Below are 26,352 nucleotides of genomic sequence, written 5' to 3' on the forward strand. Positions count from 1 at the left end.
TTACCTCAAATAGTTTTTCATATTATATAATAGCTAATTTAGCTAAAACGATATCAATCAGCATAAGATATTTGTTTTAAAAAATTAAAATTATATTACAAAATTCAGATATTTGTTATATTGTTTGGACAGATGCATACAATTAATCTATGATAATAAAATCTACTAAAAGTACTATGAATATTTTCAAAGATTAAATGCTTCAATATAGACAATATATAAATTTCACATAGAAGTTCACCTTTGTGAATCTATTATAAATAAATATAACTATTATATTTTTTTAAACTAATACTCTTAATCTATAAGATCTTTTTGTAATAGAAAATCAAATATAATTGTTAATATAATCATTAGATACTAAGAAATACTCTTCTAATTATCATTTCTCTTAATCTATATCAATCAATTTACCTATCAATCTATACTAATTCTCTACATAGATCTATACCAAAAATAGCATTTTTTATCAAAAATAAATTACTAACTTTTATCCTCAAAATCTCTACTAATTATTAGTCATAATTCTTCTAATATTAGAACTTATATCATACACGATGATATCGATAACAAGTAGAATACCTAAAGACAATATTTTCTGTCAAAAAACAGATACTGAATCACAAGTGTACTCATCAATATGTTATAATCATCAGCAATTAATAGGATTATATAACTAATATCATATCAACTCACTACTATGATATTTATCATCACCAAACTAGTTACCCCAACAATCATAATGATATTGTAGAACAATCAATTCTAATTTTTATTTATATACAATATTGATCAATTACACAGAACATGTTATATCCTGCATTTAACATAATATGTCAAAGATAAAAAAATTATTTTTGATCTTAGATGAAACTACCATCCAACTCAATAAATATAAGATATGATCTTTAGGATCATGAGGAATCATCTCTGAGTTTAACATGTTATATGAATAGGAGATGCTGGTCTGTTGACCTTATATGAAATAGAGTCCGACCTAATCTCATAAGACTACGCATATAATATAACCTGCTCATAGATCTGATCTAATCATCTTAGAGCTAAACATTTTAAAATCAATAGATATCAAACTGGATTGCTAATATCAATAAAAGTAACATCAAGAAAATGCTCTTTAGATAACCATTGACCTAATGCTTTCACCCCCCCACGCTCAGTAGCGTGATGCCCTGCAGCAAAAAAATGTAAACCCTGCTCTCTCGCGCTATGTGTAGTCTTCTCAGATGCCTCACCAGTAATAAATGCATCAACCCCGAAAGAAGCAGCTACATCAATTAAACCCTGTCCACCTCCACTACATAAAGCAATAGACCGAATCAGATCAGCTGCATTATCACTAAAACAGTGTAATGGTTCACGCTCAAGTGCAATATGAATACGCCGTTTTAGATGTTCTGGGCTCAAAGGAGAATCAAGCTCACCCCAAGGTAATAATGATTTGATTTCACCTTTAATTTTAATACCTAGAGAGGTTGCTAACTGTACATTATTACCTAAGTTTGGGTGAGCATCTAAAGGAAGATGCCATGCAAAAAGATTCAAATCATTTTCCAAAATTATTTTGATTCGATCTCGTTGCATACCATTAATCCCAGGTCTGTCATTTTTCCAAAAATAACCATGATGGACTAAAACTGCATCTGCCTTTAAACGCACTGCTTCAGTTAGTAATGCATAACAAGCCGTAACACCAGTAACAACTTTTTTAATATCACTACGACCTTCAATCTGCAAGCCATTTAATGTATAGTCACTAAAAGATGCACTATGTAATAATTGATTTACAGTCTTTTCCAAATCAGTGTTACGCACAATCATGAATCCTATTAGTGAAAGTTATCAAGCATTTAATTGTCTTATAGATATTTTAAATAATCTGTGATTATAGAATGAAAACTAGATAAAAAGATGATACTTTGAATTAAACACTGATCTTCAGTTTCTTTTTATAATATAAAATTATTCTTAATTTTATTACATAAACGTAGAAAATAATCAATTTTGTACTAATGATTACTAACATCATCTTATATAGTTTTATTAAAATTTTTGATAAAATAATATGAAAAGTATAGAATAAAGTCATATGTTATATCTAAAATATATCTATCATATTTAATTTATGCAATAACTCATAATATATAAAAATCTTATGATAAAATATGAACTGATGAAGTATTGGTGGTTCCACTTTCTACTAGTGCACCAGATACCATGACTAAAGCGTCTCCTTTATGAGCATATCCACTTCCTGCTGCAGCTTCTTTACCAAGACGATAAAAATCATCTGTGGAAGCAATTTCTTCCACTAATAACGTAATAATCCCTTTACTTAATAAAAGCTGTCTTGCTGTTTGTTTGTTAGTTGTTAAAGCTAATATCGTGGCACTGGGAAAATATTTGCGTATAGCTTTAGCAGATTTACCACCTTTAGTTGCCACTACAATTAACGGAGATGTAAGCTTCTCAGCCATTTCAACAGCACTACGACACACTGCTTCTGTGATACGTAATTTTTTCTGATCACTGTTCGAATCAATACGACTCTGCATCACACGATCGGTTCGCTCACAAATTGTCGACATAATCTTAACAGATTCTAATGGGTATTGACCTTTAGCACTCTCACCCGACAACATTACTGCATCCGTACCATCCAAAATAGCGTTAGCCACATCACCTGCTTCCGCACGAGTTGGACGAGGATTTTTAGTCATTGAATCCAACATTTGAGTTGCAGTAATAATAACTTTTTGTGATTCATTGCACTTTTTAATCATCATTTTCTGAGCAAATATCACCTCTTCTACTGGAATTTCAACTCCTAAATCACCTCTTGCAACCATAATACCATCTGACTCATGAAGAATTTTGTTAAAATTATACAAACCTTCCTGATTTTCAATTTTAGAAATAATCTGAATATTTTCACCACCATTTTCTTTAAGATATTCACGAATTTCTATCACATCCGTAGATCTACGAATAAAAGAAGCAGCAATAAAATCTACACCTTGCTCGCATCCAAAAAGTAGATCATGTTTATCTTTCTCTGCAAGAACAGGTAATTTTACTGAAATACCAGGTAAATTAATACCTTTATTCTCACCTAAAATACCGCTATTCAATACCCTACAAACGACAGCCTCACTCGTTATTTCTATAACTTTCATACCAATCAATCCATCATCGACTAAAACAGTATTCCCAATATGTAAATCCGTGGTAAAACCTGAATAAGTAACCGCAACAACCTCATTATTACCACTAATCCTCTGATTAGTAGTAAAAGTAAAGATCTGACCTGATTTTAGAAAAACACCCTGATGGTTTTCTAATTTCATAGTACGAATCTCAGGTCCTTTAGTATCAAGAAGAATAGCTGCCCGATAATTAGTGTCTCTAATGACATTACGTAAATTAGTAATACGTTGTGCATGCTCCTGATAACTTCCATGAGAAAAGTTTAGACGCATAACATTCATGCCTGCATCTAGAAGTTTGGCGAGCATCTCCTGAGATTCAGTTGCAGGTCCAATAGTGCAAACAATCTTAGTTTTTTTCATAACAATTCATCTGAATGTAATAAGTAAAAAATATGTAATAACAATCAATCGATCTTAAATCAATTTTTATAAATATTAATAATATAGAATATTACATATAGATTCTACTTTTATTAATGATGTGTAATTAAAAAAAATGATCATCACCTTTAAATTATGATATGATACTACTAAAATAAAAATACTACGCACTAACGGTATTATCTAATGGGCGAATGCTAATCTTTTCCACAAAAAAATCTTTAAGATTGTTAAATATAAAATATAAACACTAACAAATAAATTAAGAAAAATATAGATATTGTACTGAAGAATAATAGCATAGATAGTTTCATATCTAGATATCTAACAATTATCCATATTAAGCAAGATATCTATTAAATACAAAAAATTAAGCAATATATTAGATGAGTTGTATCTTCTATAGAAATAACCTTTTAGATTTTAAAATCTATTTATATGATATAAAGAAGTTATGATTTAATAATCATATATTAAAGTGATTTTATCATATCATCTTTTACTTAAGATTCCTCCAAATACCGTCTCATCCTCTCAACTTCTATAAATAATCTCTTTCTAAAATAGAAATTCTCAACATACTAAAAACTCATACATTAAAAAATCAATTAAAAATTTTTAAAACACAATAGATAATGATTAATCATAAACCGCTAAACCTTCAAGCAATAATAAAAGTTAATATAAACAATTATTAGTATAGATAAGATATTAATCTAATTTAAAGACAATATCCCTTACACTCTATCAATATGCATCTTATCTAAAATAATAAGAACTATTTATTCTATATTTTAGATAATGCTAGAATAATAAAAACGTAATCTCTTTCCATCAAATTCTATTTGTCCTATAAAGCGCTATGAATTATTGATTAACAAAATCTTATAATAAAGAAGAGTTTTGATTTAAATTAAAAAATTAAGAACGATATTATTGTAAATACAAGCGAAATCTTTTGATCTTCAAAGAAGAAGAATTAGGATGACAAAATAAAAATATCAATCAGATTATAACAAAAAATATAATTTTCACTAGAAGAGGTGATCCTGTTAAAACTCCGACAATACAGAAGAACCTATACCCCACTATATTACTGCCTATCTGAAAATGAACCTAAAAGAAGAAATATAATTTTATCGTTAACAATAAAAACCGTGTTTCACACACAATAAGGTCAAATCATCTACAAATAAATAATTTATCATTATAAAACATACTATAATAAATAGATAAAGACTAATATCTATGTTGACAATTAGAACTAAAAAGAAAATAGCTCACAAAATAATTAACATTTTAGAAAAGAAGTAAACATAAACCACTGTATAGGAATTAATGCAAAAAACTTAAAGTCAATTAATTGTATGCACCATAAGAACTATTACTAACATTTCCATTCAAAATTTACTCTTTGTTTTAAATGCAATTAAAAATATTCTTCTAATAATTCTAATCAGAAAACCAAGATAGTCTTCATACATATTAAATATATAGCTATAAATAACTAACATATGTTAATTATTAGATTGTTACTATTATTAATTTAAAGAGAAAATACTCTATTCATTTGATCACAGTGCTACATTATATCTTAACAAATAAACCACCGAAGTGAATAAAAATATCTATAATGGTCAATAAAAAGAAGCTGATATAAAACATAAAATCCATTCACAAACATTACATATATTATTGTATAACCATTCCAAACTATAATCTACAAATATCAGAAATGTTCTATCTATCTATAATAATAGTCATTCAAAAAACACTAAAATATTAATAATCTTCAAATGTAAAGAAAACTTATGAACTAAATTAAATTACTTAATTCAACCATACTTAACAATTGATTCAAATTCAAAAGTAAAGAACTTCGTAGAAGTAGAAATGTTATTCACTGTTAGCTCAATTATTGATTTATAGAAATTAAAAATATAAAAAGCCATAGATACAATCTACATAAAAAAATATTACCTCTTCAATATTGAATATTTAATTCAAATAAACTTAATAATCAAATTAAAGCTTCAATTAATAAGAATCTTTCATAAAAACATGAAACCTTTTAATATTAAATTACTATAACGATTAATAATATTAAATCTCTATATTAATATACTAACATTGTAACATATTAATTTTTACAAAATCATAGACAACATATCTACTACTAGATTTACATACAAATCTAGTATGCAAAAATATACATCACCAATAATCTACAATCATGTAAATAAAGATTAAGATTGTATGCTTGATTATAGAACCAAAAACATACAAATAATCATCTATCTCAACATTAATAAAAATATTACTCATTTCTATTCTATAAGGGATATACATACGATATTATATATAATAATATATATATACTTATGAACATTAATTAATAAATTAAATTTTTCTATTGAAAATAGAAAAATTAATATTTAGAATTAGATTATGCATCCATACAAATCTACAGATCGTACCTCGTTATTTTTTAATTCTTATTTTTATCATTTTAACAATCTGACTATTGAATGCATGAATAACTCTAATTAACGATGGAATACAAATAAAACTATCAATGTAAATACTGTCTAAAAAAAGCAAGATCTAGTTTTAGAAATAAAAACTACTGCATCGTTATAGTTTTACCTAAAACAAGACGCATAAAAAAAGAACCATCATATCATCCATGTAATTTGAATAATCAAATCTGACAGTTAGCTCTAAATATTGAACTGTTAATTCAACTTATTCTATAAATTTCAATATCTTAAAGATATAAAGATTGTTATTTATATCAAAACTAATTTTACACATTTCTCATCCATATCCAATCACAGTAATAAAACATATAAAAACTATATTAAATAGAAAAATAATTATATAAATTAATAAAAAATTTTATAATCAATCAAATAAAAAATAAATTGTAAATTATATAAAAAACTCAATAATACATCATGCATTCCTATAAGAGGAATAAGAATGAAAAAATGTTTAATTGCCCCATCTATTCTTTCCGCAGATCACGCTCGACTTGGTGAAGATACGACTAAAGCCCTAGATGCAGGTGGTGATTTGATACATGTTGATGTAATGGATAACCATTATGTCCCTAATCTTACAATGGGCCCTCTAACCGTAAGAGATCTACGTAATTATGGAATAACAGCGCCTATTGATGTACATCTAATGGCTCAACCAGTAGATCGCCTAATACCTGATTTCGCAATAGCGGGTGCTAGCTATATTACATTTCACCCAGAAGCATCAAAACATATTGATAGAACACTGCAATTAATTCAAGAATCTGACTGTAAGTCTGGGTTAGCATTAAACCCCTCTACACCTATTGAAATCCTTCATTATGTTATGGATAAACTCGATCTCATTTTACTTATGTCTGTTAATCCAGGATTTAGTGGACAATCATTTATTCCTGGAACTCTCAAAAAACTCGACCAAGTACGTAATCTCATTGATCGAAGTGGCTATAACATTTGCCTAGCGGTTGATGGAGGTATCCAAATCGATAATGTATGCGAGATTGCTAGTACAGGAACAGATATGCTAGTCGTAGGATCTACAATATTTAATCAATTGGATTATAAAAAAGTAATTTCATCTATTCGCATGGAAATAGAAAAATCTCATAAAAAACCATTACACTAATAATTATATTATTAGATACCTACTCTGCATGATGAAAGAGTAATATAATCTTTTAATAATTCACTATAATATTGACTCTTCAATTAAAGAAAAATTCCAATTTATTATAATAAATAACATCTAAATTTTATCGATCTCAGAAACGACTATGAATACCTAATATTATTATTAATGAATCTATCCAAAAGATAAACACACATAATCATATTATGTAATATATTTTATATTCTTTTTATATTACTTCTTAAGCACTAATAAAACATAAATAGTTAATAACGTTAAACAATTTTATGATCTTATCTTCTAATCTAAAAACATACTCCACTTTAATGTTTTCTTTAAATCAATAAAGACAATCCTCTTCTCACAAACTACCACCTATCAATACTTACGAACTATTTAATACTAATATTTCAAACCAATCTTACAGAAGATGTATTCCATCCTAACTTAAAATAAAGATAACTATTATTACTATAATAATTCTTCTTCCCTATGCAATAAAACAAAGCATAATTCTAACTAGAAGTGATCATTATATCAGATAAAACTTTGAGTGATTATTAAAGTAAATAATGAAAAAATTAATATTATCATTCCTACTTTCTATACAGGTTATTAATAATAATCAGTAACTCTAATATGCTATAATATATATTATATAGAGGATATATAATCAAATTCAATCCAATCAACTAGTAAACAACCTTAATAAATAATATCTAATTCTACCAAATCAAATTTCTCTTATCTATTCTATTAACAGATAATTCCAATAATAAAATATAAATTATTAAAAAAAATTATGATGAAATATATCAAATCATTACAACATAAAAATTTATTAATAACTGTTTTATGACCATAAGCTATCAATCAATAATAAAATTACCCTTAATAAATTCAATGATGTAACATTATTTATCGCTATCTGCATATAACATTTAATACATTTTATTAAGTTTCTTGGCTCAATTAAGCAAAAATTTAATATAAAATATTTAAATATAAATAAAGATTGGAATGATTTCCATAAAAATAGAAAATTAACATAATCTTTTAGTATAGTTGTAGATCTCCGGATTTTCTAGAAACTCTATGTCTTATTAAGATTCCCATATATCCAAAATAAATCCAGAAAATATTATTAATCCATAACAACATCAATAGCTTCCTATCCAACCAATGCAACAAATATACACAACTAAAATTTTTCTACTCTTTTGAGATTAACAATAAGTCTGTTACCAACAATTCTAGATTAAGAAAAAATAATTTATTAATTAAAATTGTTAATCAAACTAAATAGCTTATTCAATTAGATGCTTTCAATTTTGAGTGATATGACTATGTTATCTTCATTTCTTTAGAAAAGAAACTAATCAAACACAAATTAGAGACATCAACTCCTTCTCTAAAGAGAAGCTATATAAAAACATTCAAGATTATATCTTTTCATGTCTTATATAATAAAATTATTATGAATTCTAAAATAAAATAAAAAAGTTAAATTACCTCCTAACATTAATTAAACTATAACCATATATAATCTATAATAGACCAGTAAAAAATTATTTTTATTACAAATATTGTAAATTAAATAAAAATAACTAAATATCACTAATAATCAATAAAAATATCAAATATACACAATATAACATCGCTATATATGAGACAATATACATTGTAGATGTATGAAATTAAAATTTCAAAAGATTAAAATATGAATTGGTTTATACTCTATAATACAAATTCGATTTTTCATCAACATCACTTACTATAATTTACCATATTAATTTACTATTATTTAAGTTACACTACTGTAATAATATAGACCATAAACAAAAAATCCCATGTCATCAAAATTAGACATATGGATAGACTGTAACTTGCATATGTATGGATCCATATAATAATAAAGAATAAATTCTGGATAAACTTGAAATAATACATAATATATTAAAAAATATAAACTTATATGCTCCTTTAAAGTTAACACTTATCTTAAAAAGAATAATGATACCAACTTTATTTATTATATAAACAATATAAATATTATTTATATACTATTATTATTCGATTTTCTTATAATTATAAATATTTTTAATTTTAAAAAACACTGATCTCTGATAACATAATATGTTTATTTTTCCATAATATGGCGTACCCCTTATGCTAGATCTATTTTCAAATCTTGATATTCATAGCGAACTATTATTGCTAGCTCTTCTATTCGTGTTATTTTATGAGGCCATAAATGGTTTTCATGACACAGCTAATGCTGTCGCAACAGTTATCTATACGCGTGCAATGAGCTCTCAATTTGCAGTTATCATGGCAGGAATATTTAATTTTTTTGGTGTCCTATTAGGAGGATTAAGTGTCGCTTATGCTATCATACATCTTCTTCCTACTGATCTTCTCCTAAACGTTGGGTCATTCCATGGGTTAATTATGCTTTGCTCCATGCTATTATCTTCTATTATCTGGAATCTTGGGACATGGTATTTTGGTTTACCAGCTTCTAGCTCGCACACTTTAATTGGAGGTATTATTGGTATTAGTCTAACTAATGCATGGCTAACTGGAAAATCAATTCTGAATGCACTTAATATTCCACAAGTAATAAATATTTTAATGTCATTGATTATCTCGCCTCTTTTAGGATTAATGATTGCCGGAAGCCTAATGTATATTTTACAAAAATTTTGGAGCACAAGTCCAAGACAAAAACAGATTCACATGACTCCAATAGAACTAGCTAGATTAGATGGAAAACAAAAACCGCCATTTTGGATTCGAATAGCCCTAATCCTATCAGCGATAGGAGTTAGTTATTCACATGGATCTAATGACGGACAAAAAGGTATTGGTCTCATAATGCTAGTCCTTATTGGGGTCGCCCCTGCTGGTTTTGTCGTCAATATGCATGCAAGTGATTATGAAATTATTCGTACCCGAGATGCGGTTAACCATCTCGAACAATATTATTATCAACACACCCCATCCCTAAAAGAAATTACACGAATACCCAGTCCCACTCTACCATTAGGACCACAAGAAAATTCTACTTATCTATCTAATACTGATACTAATATATCAGATACTTTATTCTCAATAAAACAGACACAAAAAATCCTCAATAACCTTACAAGCTACCAAATGCTTAACCTTGAACAACGAAGAACATTACGACATCTATTAATGCACATCTCAGATAATATAAAAATAGTATCCACCTTAGACACCACCACGTATGAGGATAAAATCTTCCTTAAAAAACTTAAAGATGACCTCCTTAATACCGTCGAGTACGCTCCTGTTTGGATTATACTATTAGTAGCATTAGCCCTATCATTAGGTACTATGGCAGGCTGGCAACGTATTGCAATTACAATTGGTGAAAAAGTAGGGAAAAAGGGTATGACATATGCTCAAGGCGTTACTGCGCAAGTAACTGCAGCTATGTCTATTGGTGTAGCTAGTTATACAGGGATGCCTGTATCAACTACCCATATTCTCTCTTCATCCGTAGCTGGAACCATGCTTGTAAATGGAGGAGGAGTACAAGGACCTACTATTAGGAATATTGTAATTGTATGGATATTAACCCTACCTATTTCAATTATTCTTTCAGGAGCATTATACTGGATAACACTAACCATATTCTAAATAAATTTAATAACTATAAGTTATTCATACTCACAAATTATATGCTAACTAAATACGATAACCATCGTCTTCAGAGACATGTACAACTAATTTTAGATTAGAGGTCTTATCAGATCCAATAGACTATATAATTAGATTACTCATCTATAAATAATTTTTATTATTATTAGAATAGATAATTAAAATATAATAGAATAGTTTATTCAAAAAAAATCTAAACAGCTCTAATCTATCAATATTTATTAATTTAATATTATCTTTAATATACAAACCTATAACTCAATACCAGATTAAATCACCAATTAAAAACCCCATAAATCTCTATTAAATCGCTTCTAAAATTACAAAAAATATTATACATTATTATAAATAAATATCACAGGCTTTTTATATTATATCTTAAGATAACACCCTTATATACTAACCAAATCACAAATTATATATGGATCTATATACTGAATTTATATATAAATACGCCTATTATGTAACCCTTCATCTCAGATTAATATCAAAACTTCCATATTTTATAGAAAGATGTTAACTAGGTACTAGAATCGTTCTATACAAATTTCTATCAATCCAATTAAAAATCTATTAATATTTTCTATACGAAAAAGATAAATAAATTAACATTCTTTACGAATAAAGAAAAACTATATAAACTATCTATTATATTTAATTTTTATTGAATTTTTATTTAGGTTTAAAATACATGATTTGATAGATTAAATATATAGCAAAATATATAATTATACCTTTATATAGGCATATATCAAGGCATGATTATATGATGTATTATTTAATATATCTATATCTTATATCTAATACATAAAAAATTTTAAAAGATCGACAAAAATATATATTTAATTCTATCAACTAAGTTATTACCTCTTATTTACACAGTAAATCTTTTTTTCGTAAAAAGAAAATAAAAAATATAGATATATTTATTTATAAAATAAAATCTATCTATATAAATTAGCAATATCTGTTGATACAGCCATCTAAATTGTTATAAATAAAATATTAAAATATCTAATCTGCATGACTATATAAAAAAAATAAGAGTAGAATTATACTTTTAGTATAAGATACAATCTTATCAATCTGTATTAATATATAAAATAATTAACTAACATTCTTTGTTCAGAAAAACATATTCTATAGTAGAATATAATTCTAAATCGATTATATAAATAAAGGCATACTGACTTACTTATTCCTATAAGATCTATTACATACTTATGATATATATCAATATAATATGAATAAATAAGTGTTATTTAATTTTACTGTATTATTATCTATATACATACAATGGACTTGCTTATTATTTCACAATCTTAATTAAGATTCATATCAATTAAAAATAATCTCATATGTATTCTATCCTATTTCTGTAGTTCTTTTACACCAATCTAAAATCCATATTTCTATTTCAAAATTTTAAAACATTATTACTATATGTAATCAAATATAGTATTAATATAAGATGTTTATATAAATTTAATAACCGTATATTACTATAATAAATTATTCATTCTAGTATACTAATAAAATTTTGTAGAATAAAACTCTTCCCAACACTTAATATGTTTATTGTAAGTAACATGGATTCAATTAAAAACATGCAAACTATCTAATACACATCCATTGTACAACTCAGTTATGACATATCTAATTAAAATATTTTAGAGACTAAACCATGATTACAGTATGGGCAACAGTAATAAAGTATCAAGATGGTCTTACTACATTATATGTTGAAAGAAATAGATCTTGCACAGATTGTATATCTTGTGTAAAATTTCAACAAATTATGTTTAAAAAACATACTTCTAAAAATTTATATATAATTGCATTACCCAATAATCCACACCTTTTTCCAAAACAACGAATTCAAATAGGTCTACCTAAAACTAGAATACTCACTATAGCTTTACTTTTTTATATAAATCCGTTACTTAGTTTATTAATAATAGGAACCCTATTCGAAATGTTTTTTAAAACTGATCTAGCAGCAATAACAGGAGTATTCCTAGGAGGAATCAGCGGATTTTTTCTAACCAAATATTTATCTATCTTATTAATACGATCACCATTATTTCAACCAGTAATTATCTATAGCTCTCTACTACCTAACTACTGCCATCTGTCTATAAATAACTGATCACTCTTTATTTGACTTTTTAGTAAACTACTAAACTTTCAGATAATAAACGTTTTTAATATTGAATATTAATCAGAATCGTCGTTCATATAAAAAACTTGCCATATTAAAATATAAAATATAATTAACTAGTATAAATGATCTAAACCATACAAAATATAAAAAATTATAAATAATAATGTCAATTTCATAAGTTATTCAACTTAATAAATTTTATTACAACTATTATAAGAAAATATCAGTTTATAATAATAAAAATTTTTCTATATTTTAGATAAGAAATATCAATTAGTTTTATTGACATATAATAAATATTATTTTATTAATATATTAATATCATTATTAATATTAATTATATATCAATTCATTCATAATACAGTAAAATACTATATTCATATATATTATTTGATTACAAGTAAATATATAAAAAATTGTTTTATAATCAAAATATACAAATTTTATATATATAATTACTATTATTTTTTTTAAAAATTTCATTTTTATTATTAAGATAATAATCTTTCATAAAAATAACAAATAAAATACTTGTATAACCTCTATTTTTTTAAAAAAGATGGAATAATCTTAATATAAAAATAATAATAAATAAAATCTATTATTTAATACAATCATTTATATAGTGAATTTTATCAAAAAATATGACATAATATGTCATATTATAATATAATAATGCTAATATAGTTCTAGTAACTTCACTAATACAATACCAATGAAAATACAATATAAATTAACTAAGCTTTGATATAAATATAATCACATGTAATACACTATATTTAGATTTACTTAAAAACGTCATTAATAAAAATTAAATAATCTAAATTAGATCAAGGTATTATATAATAATACCATACTAAAACTTTTTATAAAAAGTACTAAATATATCTTAGTATCTCTAACGTCATTTAGATATAGATACTCGTAAATTTCCAGTTAATAAGAAATAAAAATATACTATAAAAATTAGATTTTTAATTTAAAATACGATAAAATTAATTATTTTATAATTATGTAATAAAATTTATTGTTACAAATTCTTATTGCATATGAACTATATCATATGTTTTTACAAAAAACAGAAAGTAATTTTTGTAATTCTAACAATACTAACAAAAAATAAAATATAAAATATTATATAATATATTAGATATCTTCAACGAATCAGTAATAAAAAAAACTACAGGATATCTATACAATATCACCAGCATCTTACTTCTGAAGACCTATTAATCTCACTGCAGATTATAATAACATATATTTATATTATGAATTCTATACTCCGCTATGCTAATTATCACTCTACAATCTAATAATCTGATTGCATAATCAAAATAAAGAAAAAATCAACTTAGAAACATGAAAGATACATAACTATGTTTAAATCCTACTTTAATAATTTTATATAAAGCAGACCATCATATATATAAATCAATCAACTATAGATATTCTATCATATCTCAACCATACTCTAAAAAATCTGATATTATCTAAACTTATAAATCTTCATATCTTCTATCACATAGAAGAATATTACAAGTAAAATATCCATATATGAATATGTAGCTGATATAAAGACATACTTGTAAACCAGTTTAGTATATACATCACTATTTACTATAATTATACCATACTCTACATCATAACAATCATATTATTCATTTATTCAAGTTTACTAAATACTAGATAATTCTAAATACAGGACTTATTATGTCAGAGATAAAAAAAATAATACAAACAACAGAGATGCTAGATAAAATTTGCTGTCTAGCCTATCAGGCAGGTTGTGCTATTGAAAAAGTATATAATGGACTAATACCCTTAAATATAGAAATAAAACCTGATCAATCTATGGTCACCAATGCAGATCTTACAGCACATAAGATTATCGTAGAAGGACTCAAGATATTAACCCCTGAAATACCAATTTTATCTGAAGAAAAGTCAATACCCTGGATATATCGAAAAAACTGGGAACAATACTGGTTAGTGGACCCCCTTGATGGGACCACAGAATTTCTTAACCATAATGATGAGTTTACAGTCAATATTGCGTTTATTGAGTCCGGAATACCCGTATTAGGTGTAATATATGCACCAGCATTAAAAATAATGTATTATGCACTAAAAAATCAAGCCTGGAAAAAAGAAAACGGATTGAATATAAAAATCCATGTAAAAAATGTAAACCCACCTATAGTAGTTATTAGCCGCTCACACAATAATAAAAAATTAAATAGTTACCTCAAGACACTAACAAAACATCGAATCACTAAGATTGGATCTTCCTTAAAATTCTGTATGATAGCTGAAGGAACAGCACAAATCTATCCGCGATTAGGAGCTACTCATATTTGGGATACAGGTGCGGGTCATGCAATTGCTGTAGCCTCAGGAGCGAAAATGACTGATTTACAAGGGAAAAATATAGATTATTTACCTTCAAAATCATATGTTAATCCAGAATTCATCGTATCATTAATATAACATTTCTTTTAACCATATAAAAATAACAAACTGATTACAATTACCCCTATGTTTATTTAAAAGCTAGTATCCATCATAATTTTTATCTAAAATTATGATATGGATATTATGGTCTTTCAAATTATTTTCATAATCATTTTAATCTATAATTATATCACCACTTTATATAATAAGGCTAAAACCATAATTTAAAAAAAATCACTAAATAAAATAACTATCAAGTACTAAAAATAATAGATAAGAATTATCTAAACTAAAAATAAAAAATACCAATTACCAATTATCAAACCTACTATATAGAACAACCTTTATAAGTAAAAATTAAATAAATGTAATACTTTTTATTTATAATAAGATCTTATCTATAACTATAAATCATCAACAATACTCACAGAGTGACCTATATAAGTTGATGGACTCATGTTTTGTAAACGTATTTTTTCTTTTTGAGGTAATGCCAAGTCTTCAATAAAATCAGTTATATCTTTAGCACTAACTTTCTTACCACGAGTGAGCTCTTTCAGTTGATCATAAGGTCCATTCATACCATATCGACGCATCACCATCTGAATCGGCTCCGCTAATACCTCCCAATGACCATCAAGCTCTGCTGATAAGGAATCATGATTTACTTCTAATTTTGAAAGACCATGGAGAGTTGATTGATAAGCAATTAAAGCATAACTAAATCCTACTCCTATATTTCGTAATACAGTTGAATCAGTCAAGTCACGTTGCCAACGTGAAATTGGTAACTTTCTTGCTAGATGCTCTAACAGAGTGTTTGCAAGACCTAAATTCCCTTCAGATTTTTCAAAATCAATAGGATTAATTTTATGAGGCATGGTAGAAGATCCAATCTCTGAAGGAATCATCTTCTGACTGAAATGATTAAGAGAAATATAACCCCATATATCACGATTAAAATCCAGCAGAATAGTATTAAATCGTGTTATACAATGTAACATCTCTGCAATAAAATCATGTGGTTCAATTTGTGTAGTATAAGGATTCCAGATAATACCAAGAGAAGAGACAAACTCATTACTGAGTTTACGCCAATTCACACTTGGATACGAAGCCACATGAGCATTATAATTACCAACTGCACCATTCATTTTACCTAAAATCTCAATATTTTCTAATTGCCTTAATTGACGCTGAAATCGATAACATACATTAGCCATCTCCTTGCCTAATGTGGTAGTAGTAGCAGGTTGCCCATGCGTCCGCGCTAAAAGCGGAATGTCTCGATATTTTATAGATAACATTTTCACTACATTAATAATTTCTTTCCAATATGGAATAATAATTTCACATCGCGCAGTTTTTAACATTAATGCATATGCAAGATTGTTAATGTCTTCAGAAGTACAAGAAAAATGAATAAATTCAGAAATAGAGCTCAAAGAAGGAATAGCCGAAACTTTTTCTTTTAAAAAATATTCTACTGCTTTTACATCATGATTAATTGTTTTTTCAATTCTCTTAATTCGGATAGCATCTTCAGTATTGAAAGAGCTAATAATTCTATCAAGAAAGTCATTCTCTTCAGAAGAAAATACAGGCACCTCATCAATGTCTAAACAAGAAGAAAGTTGTTGTAACCAACGCACTTCCACCTCAATACGAAACTTTAATAGAGCATATTCACTAAAAATTACTCGTAACGGAGTTACCTGATGACCATATCGACCATCGATAGGAGAAACGGCAGTTAATGAAGATAATTCCATTTATTTTACTCCAAGATAAAAATATTAAGTATTATCTATATTTATAGATTCGAGTATATCTTTTGCTGATTTTACTAAATTTTTTCTAAAAAAAAGCAACTGAAAACGACTACCACCTACTTGCTTCCATAACATAGCAGAACGAATACCTGTAAGTAATATTGCACGAACTTGATTTTGTATATGCATATTTTCCAATATAGTTTTAGATCCAGAAACCTGAATACGAGGACCAAGAGGTCTAATTATATTAGTATAAATTTCTGCGATTATACTTATTATTTTAGAAGAGTCTATAACATGATTTTCTAATTGTTTAGCAAGATCCGTAATACATATAGATAGATCTTTTAATGCTATTTTACTAACCTGCAACTGACGTTCTAGCATTAGAATGCCCATAGTATAGTGAGTAATTTCATTTGTTAAACCCTGATAAATTCTACCATTTAATAATCCTATTAAAGTTTTTAAACCACACTGAATATTAGATTCCTTATTACCAAAAACAGACAATGTAGAAACTGGATGCAAATCTAACAAACTATTTAGAGAGGTTTGTAATGCTTCTGTCGAGCATTTACCATGATGCGCTAACTGCTGAACCAAACGCGTAGCTTGACAGATACCTGCTAAAGAAATGGTAATATTATAAATTTTTTTTTCCACAGTTACTCCTTATTTCTCCAGTAACATGGAAGTAAAGGCAAACGATTTTCAATAATTCCACCACCAATGCATACATCATTAAGGTAAAATACTCCAGATTGACCAGGTGTAACAGCTGCCACAGGATATTGAAAATTTACTACAATACGATCACTATTTAATGGCGTCAAAGTACATGGAATATCTTCCTGCTGGTAACGAGTTTTTACAACACACCTAAATTTAGTTGTTAATAAATTGTTATTCACCCAATGTAACTCTCGAACTATTATCCCTACTGACATGAGATGAGGATCATCGTGTCCTTGTACAACAACTAAAACATTTTGAGAAATATCTTTATCTACCACATACCAAGGATGCTTATTACTGAATGTTTTTCCACCAATCCTTAAACCCTTTCTCTGTCCTAATGTATAGTACATCAGTCCTCGATGCTCACCGAGCTTATCACCATATACAGAAATAATTTTACCAGGCTGTTCTGGTAAATAGCGTGCAATAAATGTGCTAAAATTACGTTTACCAATAAAACAAATACCAGTTGAATCTTTTTTCTGCGCTGTAGCTAACCCAATTTTTAAAGCAATGTTGCGTACATCAAATTTATAAAATTCCCCAAGCGGGAAAAGACTTCGTACAATTTCTTTATATCCTAAAGTATAAAGAAAATAACTTTGATCTTTTTTGCTATCTAAACCACGTAATAGCTCCACACAACCACTACTGTCTCTACGTCGAACATAGTGTCCAGTAGCAATATAATCAGCACCTAAATCCTCTATCGCAAATTCTAGAAAAATTTTAAATTTAATCTTTTGATTACAAAGAATATCTGGATTTGGCGTATAACCAGATTTATACTCGTCTAAAAAAGGCTGAAAAACATAATCCCAATATTCAGCAGAAAAATTAACAGTATGCAAATCTATACCAAGTTGTTGGCAAACAACCTCTGCATCAGCTAAATCAGATGCTGCTTCACAATGCTCTATCTCATTGTCACCCTCCCAGTTCTTCATAAATAAACCTTCAACCTGATAACCTTTTTTCTTTAATAAAAAAGCTGCTACAGAAGAATCCACACCACCAGACATTCCGACAATTACTTTCTTTTTATGATAAGACATCATGTCACCTAACTACATAAATCTGATATGAGAGAATTTTAAAAAACAACTCACGCATCTTAATTATTATTAATGCCACGATTCAATAATGATAGATTTAGAAAAAATAATATTAGGATTATCATTTAGAACTATTTATAGCTTATTGGATTCAATATAAAGCAATCTATATGATACATAATTTTACCTGCCTGGTAAAATTATGACTAAGATACCACTTTATATTCTAAAAAATCATAAGATTCTAATTGCAATCACCAAGAAAAAGACACCATCACTCACTAGATCACATAATTGTTCAAGATATTGTTATCTTAAAAGAGATATACTAATCAGTAGGTTTTAATCATAATCGAGATAATCTAATTACTATATAAATAGTAAAAATATACCTGAGCTCAAGAAAAATTTAAATCTTGAAGTAGGGATGCTTCTATACATCATAGCTTTGCTATCTTTATGATACGTATCTTTATTTAAATATTAAAATCTTCATATATAATACGATAAATACAAAAACTATATAATACTTGTATAAATTATGTAAAGTTTAGAACTTATATCTGTAGATCAATATTTGAAGTTAATTTAACAATCATCAATCTAAATCAATTTGAATAAATATTCACGTTATATTTATATAACCAGTATACTATCTATACTAGTATGTCAATTAGATACTATCGACATATTGAAATAAAGATAACTAAATATAATAATGTAAAACATCATATGCTTTGATTTATTAAAAAACAATAAACAATAAACTGATCTATAAAAATCTTTTAATCAAAAATAAAAATCAAAAACCACTATTATCAAATTAAAAATGATTTATTAATAATTTTTTTAAAATTAAACAATTTTCAAATAAATTATCATTATAATTATAATGATAATTATATATTCTGAAGATCAAAAATAAATCATTAAAATACTTTCGTGAATTTCCATATAGTTAATAACTAGAAGAATATTGTTTTTTAAAAATTTTATGAAATGACTGAAAAAATAAATATCTATATTATATATAGAATAATACAATCAAATAGATGCATTAGTTATCCAAATTAAAAAACATGAACAAGTAGTCTTTAATTCTAATTATTCCAATATTTTATAAAATTCTGTCTCTAAATTCAATCAAATTATAATTTTATATCACTATATATGATATATGTTAACTATAACAGCATCATTATCTATAGAAATAAAATAATAGCTCTTATATTTGGAAGAATAAATTATAACATCTATCATAATGACTCTAAAAATTATAACCATATGATCATAAATACACTAAATTAAGATTAATTTTGATTGTATGAAATACATTTTCAAGTTAATTTCCTCATTTATATATAAAATGAAAGCTTTCAAATGTATTAAAATATTAAACAATCAAATTAATCCATTTTATCACCATAAGTGCTCTAAACTATATCTCTTTTTATCTTTTTTAAAATCCCGTTTAATTAACTATATGATATCTTTTTTTTTAATTAAAAAATCAATATATTGCTCAAAGATATAATAAAATATATCATTACTTAAATATAATATATGTATTAAATTCTCTTCAGAATGAATCATTAGTCCTGATCTAATCACTTTGTATCAAAGTAAACAAGGAAAATAAAAAAAATTAATAAAAAAGATGCGATGAATTAAATATAAAGTACATATATATTCATAGGAGACCCTGTTTCTAACTTACATATAAATATCATTTCTCAATCAATATGATAAATCTATTAATTTTCTCACTTTATAAAGAAATGACTAAAATAACGATACGCATTTATTAGTATCAATTTTACTCAAACGAACAACTTATCATTTTATACACATAGTGCAAAATAAATTAAGTTAATAATTGTAGGCATCCTAGATATATATTCTAGTATTCTTATATTAATTCAAATAAAATAATGTCTAAAAATACCTAGACCTTCTATAGATCACGCTGTATAGGAATTACTTCTATAATATCAAGTAAATAAGCTCACTATAAAATAATATGATACAGTTGTTATTAGCACTATTCAATCATAGTCATCAAGATCTGATCTTGATCAAGATTTTTATTTTTCACAACTGTAGATCCTAACGTATCAATACCATATAAAACTATTAAACATAAATATATATAATTAATGTATATTATAATTTAATATACAATATATATTATATTTAGTATACCTATACTAAATATTCTGTATTGTAGAAACATCTTGACTACTGAATTATTAACGTAAGTATAATAATCTCATATATATAAAATATATAATATTAGTTAGATTTTTATCCAAAATATCTAAAATAATGGACTCATTATTGTTAATTTCTCTATCTGTCAAAAGACAATATAATATAGTAAATATCTATATACATAGATATTTAAAATATATAGCATAATGAATAAAGTTATATTAATCACATATATCCCTTAATAAGTTACATATAATGAAAATATTAAATATTAATCTTTCATAAAATAGAATGATAAGTTTATTTTAATAGAAAACATGAATCAACTCCATGTTTTATTTTGTATCAAAAATATTCTAAATATACATTCTTTGTATACACAAATCATCTAAATCATAATATATACCTTATTGTTATCTTGTCTCCATAAATATAGATTTCCCCATCCATTATTCTATATAAGTGATCATTAATCTTTAAAACATATTGTCAAATCATAGAAACAAAATAATTAATGATTCTTTTATGGTGTAAAAGATAATTATATAACCTATAAAAACTTTTTACTCATTAAAATAAGACGACCTTATATTCTGCTGAAACATTAAAAACCGTTCTACGGTATCAACAATAGATTTAGTATTTAAATCAATTTCAATATTAACTCTTTGACCAGGCAGCTTGAGACCTAATGTAGTTCGTAATAAGGTCTCTGGAATTAAATGAGCACAAAATGTTGTTTTTCTAACCTTGCCTACTGTAAGACTGATTCCATCAATAGCAATAAATCCTTTATAAAAAATATATTTTATCTGACTACAATCTTCTATCTTGAACCATATTTGATAGAAATTATCTACACTACATATTTTAATAATTATCGCAGTCATAAGAATATGACCTGATATTAAATGACCACCGATTTCATCACTAAATCTAGCTGCACGTTCTATATTAACTTTCTCACCTACCTGAAGTAAACTTAAATTAGTTAGACGCAATGTCTCTTTGAGCAAATCAAAACTAATCTTATCATCTTCCATAGCGATAACTGTTAAACAGCATCCATTACAAGACACCGAACTACCAACTTCTAAACCTGACAGCAAATTTAATGGCATTTTAATAACATAAGTGCTCAAATTGATTTTTTTTTCAACAGAAAATACTTCTGCAACACCCTGTATAAGACCAGTAAACATATTTAACCTCTATAACATGAGAACATATTATTCATTGTTCTTCTCATGAACAAGAGAAGTTATAATGTCTTTATTCATGCTAAACTCCTATACAATCCGCTGACTTTCTAAGAGAGTTTAGTAAACTTATCAAGTTAGAATATATAAAAAATACTTATGATGGTATATAATAAACTATGATGTAAATTATAGAATCAGGTCATAAGTAAACACCTCGCGATATTAATAGGTTCAGAAATATAATTTTTGACTCTCACTTCTAACAGCCTAATATAAAGTAAGTCCAATATAATTCATTATATATTATTTTAGTATCGCTTCTTTATCTAAATAGTTCCGAGCAATCTCTAAAACCTTGTTAGATAAAATCTTTAGACTAGAACTACGACCTATGGTCAAATAATCTTTTAATCTTAGCTGTGTAAAAAAAACAGACATATCCTTCGTACACAAATCTTTAGGACTCTGATTTTCAATACAAGTTAATAAAATTGCAATCAAACCACGCATAATTCGTGCATCACTATCACCATAAAAATGTAATTTATTACCTTTTTGTAACTGATGACCAAACCACATACGATTTGAACAGCCTATCCAAGACGGTTGCTGATCTTTGATATGATCAGGTAACCTAGGCAGTTCGTTACCTAATAAGATTATATATCGGTATCTTTCCTCCCATTCATTGAAATAAGAAAATTGATCTAACAACAAGTTAGGTGTAATAGACTTACCAAAAGGATGAGAAATAATGAACTCTTTATCAAGAGTAAATTCCATAATTTATTAAACCATTGCAAATCCATGGGATCATGGAACTATTATTTGTATTCTTATTCAAAGATAGAATACTATAACGAAATAGAAATAATAGAAATATATATAAAACAATTCATTCCTAATTAATGTGTAAGCTATTATGCAAAACTAATTTGTATTTAAACAATAGGGGGTTATTTATTGATATATAATTAAACTTCAATAAAAAAACCAGAAATTGTATCTTATTCATTAAAAACAAGATTGAATTAGATAATAATTTTAAACAAGTTTTTACCAACTTTATTAATCTAGATTACAAAATCTATAAAAATCTCATCAATATAACATCAAGTATATTCAATTAACTAATGTATAATATATCTAATAAAATAGTATTATTGAATACTATAACATCTATATCATACGAACAAGAGATGAGATAAAACTATAATAATCATGATACGTAAATATAATTTAATATTATAAAACTGCCACGAAAACTGATTATATTCTTAATCATAAAAGGTTTTAAAACAAGAATATATAGCTAAAGTATATCATACGATTAATTAAGAAATTTATACTATGATAATTCAATAGTTATGTTCATATAGCTATTATTAATTCTAATGATACCCTAAGTTGTATTCATTTTCTAAAAAATAGAAATCAATATTAAAAAAATTCACTCTACATTAGAAGATCATTATTTTTAATACTTAAACAAAATGATGTATATTCTTCTTTAAATATAAAAACAAACGATCGAATCTATTGTAAATAGATCAACTAAATTTTACTACTGTTCCCAATGTTTCAAACAATAAATCACCACGAAAATAACTTCTGATCTTCTACCATACGAAGTAACTTCTACAACATAAGAGAAATTATTTAACCTTCTCACACCTTCCAATCAAATTAGATTAACTATATTAGAGACCTATAAGATCCTATGAATACAAAATTATATAAGGCTAGCTGTTTATCAAAACTATTTGATAGTAGTTAAGTTAGTAAATACTGTATTTAATGCTTATTAATTAATCTTAGCATAAACACTGCCATACACAATAATCAGTAGAAATATAATAAAAATAAAAATCACCTTATACTTTTGAACAAGTCAAGTTAATTTTACTATATAAGCATGATATTTTTAAATAAAAAAATCTTGAAATAATGAAACTGACACATTTACAATTTACATAATATTCAGTAGCTTTTGCCATAAAAAGTGAAGTTAGATTATATAGAAATATTGATTGATTTACATTATTAAGGCTATACATTTACTCTTATTATATACAGACAAAACTACCCAATCCTCATTATCAACAATTTTGAGCTAGTCTGGACTTTCGACCTAGATGAAATACTACCTTTCGCATCTATTTTTAATCTTTATATAAATAAAAAACCAAATATTAGTAGAAAAAGGACATACATGCTATTTTAATAAAATATTCTTATTACATCACTAAAAATCATATCTAAGATCTCTATTCCTATAAACTAACAAAAACTGTAATCTATGGATAAAGAATACTCAGTAATCGAAATTCTATTTTTTTCTATAAAAAATAGAAAACATTAATGTAAAGTAATGCATATATAAATGTTCTTATGGGAGGATCATAATGTTATATGATACTATTTATAATGTAATTTATCAGTATAACATGATCCATGTCACTACAAAATGATATTTTTGTAAAACAATTTGACAATGATTGAATCAATATTTCAATTTTACACTAACGTATAAAAAATAATGAATCAAGGTACACTTTTTATTATTTCGGCCCCTAGCGGAGCAGGTAAATCAAGTCTAATTCAATCACTTTTAAAAATTCAATCTTTATTGAATATAAAACTATCTATCTCTCATACTACACGTAAAATGAGACCAGGAGAATATGATGGAGAACATTATTATTTTATTGAAGATCATCAATTTCGTAGTATGATTAATAAAAAAGAATTTTTAGAATACGCGAAAGTTTTTGGTAGCTACTATGGAACCTTAAATCAAACTGTCATTAGGATTCTACAGAAAGGTTATAATCTTTTACTTGATATAGACTGGCAAGGAGCTAGAGCTATCCGACAGATAATGCCAAATTCTCAAAGTATTTTTATATTACCCCCTTCAAAAAATGAATTACAGCGTCGATTATATCACCGAAATCAGGATACTGCGTCTATCATTTCTCAACGAATGAGCCAGGCTATGACTGAAATTAGCCATTATACAGAATACGATTATCTAATAATCAATCAAAATTTCGAAGACGCCCTTATAGATCTTAAAGCTATTATTCAATCTGAGAATTTACGCCTAGACCGTCAAAAATCACGTGCTGATACTTTAATAAGTAAATTATTGTCAGAATGAGGTTAGCTCAGTATACTAATAGCTAATCACTTTATTCTCAATAAATTAGAGACCTATAATTATGGCACGTATAACCGTACAAAATGCAGTAAAAAAAATTGGTAATCAATTTGATCTAGTTCTAGTAGCAGCTCGACGAGCACGTCAGATACAAAGTGGTGGTAAAGATCCTTTTGTACCTAAAAGAAATGATAAATCTACAGTGATTGCCCTTCGAGAAATTGAGCAAGGTCTTATTAACACTAAAATTCTTGATCTCTTGGAGTGCCAAGAAAGGACAACACAATCTAATAATGAATGGAAACAAATCATCAATATTAATAAAGATTATACTTAACCTCTAAGAAATAAATTTTATTTTAATCTATTAAAGTTAATAGATCGTCTAGCCATAACAAGCTCCGAAAATCACTATTGATACATTCATTCATTAATATCTATATCTCTAGACTCGTTAATTATGAAGACAATATTTTAACCTTTAAATTTTAATCTAAATAACCATTAATTTTTACTAAATCAAAAACCCTAGTGATTAATTTTAAAAAAAATTAACTAACTAGAGAGCGATATAAACATATTGGTTTCAATCAAGTTTATGATCGATCATAATTAATATA

At 26.1% G+C, this 26,352-nt stretch carries 13 protein-coding genes; 6 read left to right on the forward strand and 7 right to left on the reverse strand.

Annotated elements, in window-relative coordinates:
* Positions 1-1,086: 1,086 nt before the first annotated feature.
* Entirely contained in the window at positions 1,087-1,833 is a 747-nt protein-coding gene (locus ERCIPICE3303_RS02995) for a Nif3-like dinuclear metal center hexameric protein (RefSeq protein WP_157991222.1), read from the reverse strand.
* A 338-nt stretch (positions 1,834-2,171) separates the two neighbouring features.
* The gene (gene pykF / locus ERCIPICE3303_RS03000; RefSeq protein WP_157991223.1) at positions 2,172-3,587 is read right to left on the reverse strand and encodes a pyruvate kinase PykF; all 1,416 of its coding nucleotides are present in this window, start codon (positions 3,585-3,587) and stop codon (positions 2,172-2,174) included.
* Positions 3,588-6,590: 3,003 nt separating this feature from the next.
* Here pykF and rpe point away from each other — a divergent pair.
* The 4 genes from rpe (at position 6,591) to cysQ (ending at position 15,621) form a co-directional block, all read left to right on the forward strand.
* The gene (gene rpe, locus ERCIPICE3303_RS03005; RefSeq protein WP_157991224.1) at positions 6,591-7,277 is read left to right on the forward strand and encodes a ribulose-phosphate 3-epimerase; all 687 of its coding nucleotides are present in this window, start codon (positions 6,591-6,593) and stop codon (positions 7,275-7,277) included.
* A gap of 2,172 nt (positions 7,278-9,449) precedes the next feature.
* Positions 9,450-10,949 (forward strand): inorganic phosphate transporter PitA, encoded by a 1,500-nt coding sequence (pitA, locus tag ERCIPICE3303_RS03010; RefSeq protein ID WP_157991225.1) that lies wholly within the window; start codon positions 9,450-9,452, stop codon positions 10,947-10,949.
* 1,705 nt (positions 10,950-12,654) lie between these two features.
* Entirely contained in the window at positions 12,655-13,119 is a 465-nt protein-coding gene (locus ERCIPICE3303_RS03015; RefSeq protein WP_157991226.1) for a SoxR reducing system RseC family protein, read from the forward strand.
* 1,761 nt (positions 13,120-14,880) lie between these two features.
* Positions 14,881-15,621, forward strand: coding sequence for a 3'(2'),5'-bisphosphate nucleotidase CysQ (cysQ, locus tag ERCIPICE3303_RS03020; RefSeq protein WP_157991322.1), 741 nt, complete (start codon positions 14,881-14,883; stop codon positions 15,619-15,621).
* A 368-nt stretch (positions 15,622-15,989) separates the two neighbouring features.
* Here cysQ and purB read toward each other — a convergent pair whose 3' ends face one another.
* From purB to csdE, 5 genes are all read right to left on the reverse strand, one after another.
* Entirely contained in the window at positions 15,990-17,357 is a 1,368-nt protein-coding gene (purB, locus tag ERCIPICE3303_RS03025; protein ID WP_157991227.1) for an adenylosuccinate lyase, read from the reverse strand.
* A gap of 24 nt (positions 17,358-17,381) precedes the next feature.
* Positions 17,382-18,026 carry a high frequency lysogenization protein HflD gene (gene hflD / locus ERCIPICE3303_RS03030; RefSeq protein ID WP_157991228.1) on the reverse strand — a complete coding sequence of 215 codons (645 nt, stop codon included), beginning with the start codon at positions 18,024-18,026 and terminating at the stop codon, positions 17,382-17,384.
* A 2-nt stretch (positions 18,027-18,028) separates the two neighbouring features.
* A complete protein-coding gene (gene mnmA / locus ERCIPICE3303_RS03035; RefSeq protein WP_157991229.1) occupies positions 18,029-19,156 on the reverse strand; it encodes a tRNA 2-thiouridine(34) synthase MnmA in 1,128 nt (375 codons plus the stop codon).
* Positions 19,157-21,930: 2,774 nt separating this feature from the next.
* Positions 21,931-22,569, reverse strand: coding sequence for a riboflavin synthase subunit alpha (locus ERCIPICE3303_RS03040; protein WP_157991230.1), 639 nt, complete (start codon positions 22,567-22,569; stop codon positions 21,931-21,933).
* A gap of 303 nt (positions 22,570-22,872) precedes the next feature.
* On the reverse strand, positions 22,873-23,352 hold the full coding sequence (csdE, locus tag ERCIPICE3303_RS03045) for a cysteine desulfurase sulfur acceptor subunit CsdE (protein ID WP_157991231.1): 480 nt from the start codon (positions 23,350-23,352) through the stop codon (positions 22,873-22,875).
* A gap of 1,756 nt (positions 23,353-25,108) precedes the next feature.
* On the opposite strand from csdE, the gene gmk reads away from it, so the two are divergent.
* Positions 25,109-25,732 (forward strand): guanylate kinase, encoded by a 624-nt coding sequence (gene gmk, locus ERCIPICE3303_RS03050; protein ID WP_157991232.1) that lies wholly within the window; start codon positions 25,109-25,111, stop codon positions 25,730-25,732.
* 61 nt (positions 25,733-25,793) lie between these two features.
* Positions 25,794-26,069 carry a DNA-directed RNA polymerase subunit omega gene (gene rpoZ / locus ERCIPICE3303_RS03055; protein ID WP_157991233.1) on the forward strand — a complete coding sequence of 92 codons (276 nt, stop codon included), beginning with the start codon at positions 25,794-25,796 and terminating at the stop codon, positions 26,067-26,069.
* Positions 26,070-26,352 lie beyond the last annotated feature (283 nt).

Origin of the sequence: Candidatus Erwinia haradaeae, from assembly GCF_900699015.1 — a bacterium.
GTDB lineage: Bacteria > Pseudomonadota > Gammaproteobacteria > Enterobacterales > Enterobacteriaceae > Erwinia_E > Erwinia_E haradaeae_E.

Coding starts and splice junctions, on each gene's coding strand:
- ERCIPICE3303_RS03040 (WP_157991230.1), bottom strand. CDS start 22,569: ATGTTTACTGGTCTTATACAGGGTGTTGCAGAAGTATTTTCTGTTGAA.
- cysQ (WP_157991322.1), top strand. CDS start 14,881: ATGCTAGATAAAATTTGCTGTCTAGCCTATCAGGCAGGTTGTGCTATT.
- purB (WP_157991227.1), bottom strand. CDS start 17,357: ATGGAATTATCTTCATTAACTGCCGTTTCTCCTATCGATGGTCGATAT.
- pykF (WP_157991223.1), bottom strand. CDS start 3,587: ATGAAAAAAACTAAGATTGTTTGCACTATTGGACCTGCAACTGAATCT.
- rpoZ (WP_157991233.1), top strand. CDS start 25,794: ATGGCACGTATAACCGTACAAAATGCAGTAAAAAAAATTGGTAATCAA.
- csdE (WP_157991231.1), bottom strand. CDS start 23,352: ATGGAATTTACTCTTGATAAAGAGTTCATTATTTCTCATCCTTTTGGT.
- mnmA (WP_157991229.1), bottom strand. CDS start 19,156: ATGTCTTATCATAAAAAGAAAGTAATTGTCGGAATGTCTGGTGGTGTG.
- rpe (WP_157991224.1), top strand. CDS start 6,591: ATGAAAAAATGTTTAATTGCCCCATCTATTCTTTCCGCAGATCACGCT.
- gmk (WP_157991232.1), top strand. CDS start 25,109: ATGAATCAAGGTACACTTTTTATTATTTCGGCCCCTAGCGGAGCAGGT.
- pitA (WP_157991225.1), top strand. CDS start 9,450: ATGCTAGATCTATTTTCAAATCTTGATATTCATAGCGAACTATTATTG.
- ERCIPICE3303_RS03015 (WP_157991226.1), top strand. CDS start 12,655: ATGATTACAGTATGGGCAACAGTAATAAAGTATCAAGATGGTCTTACT.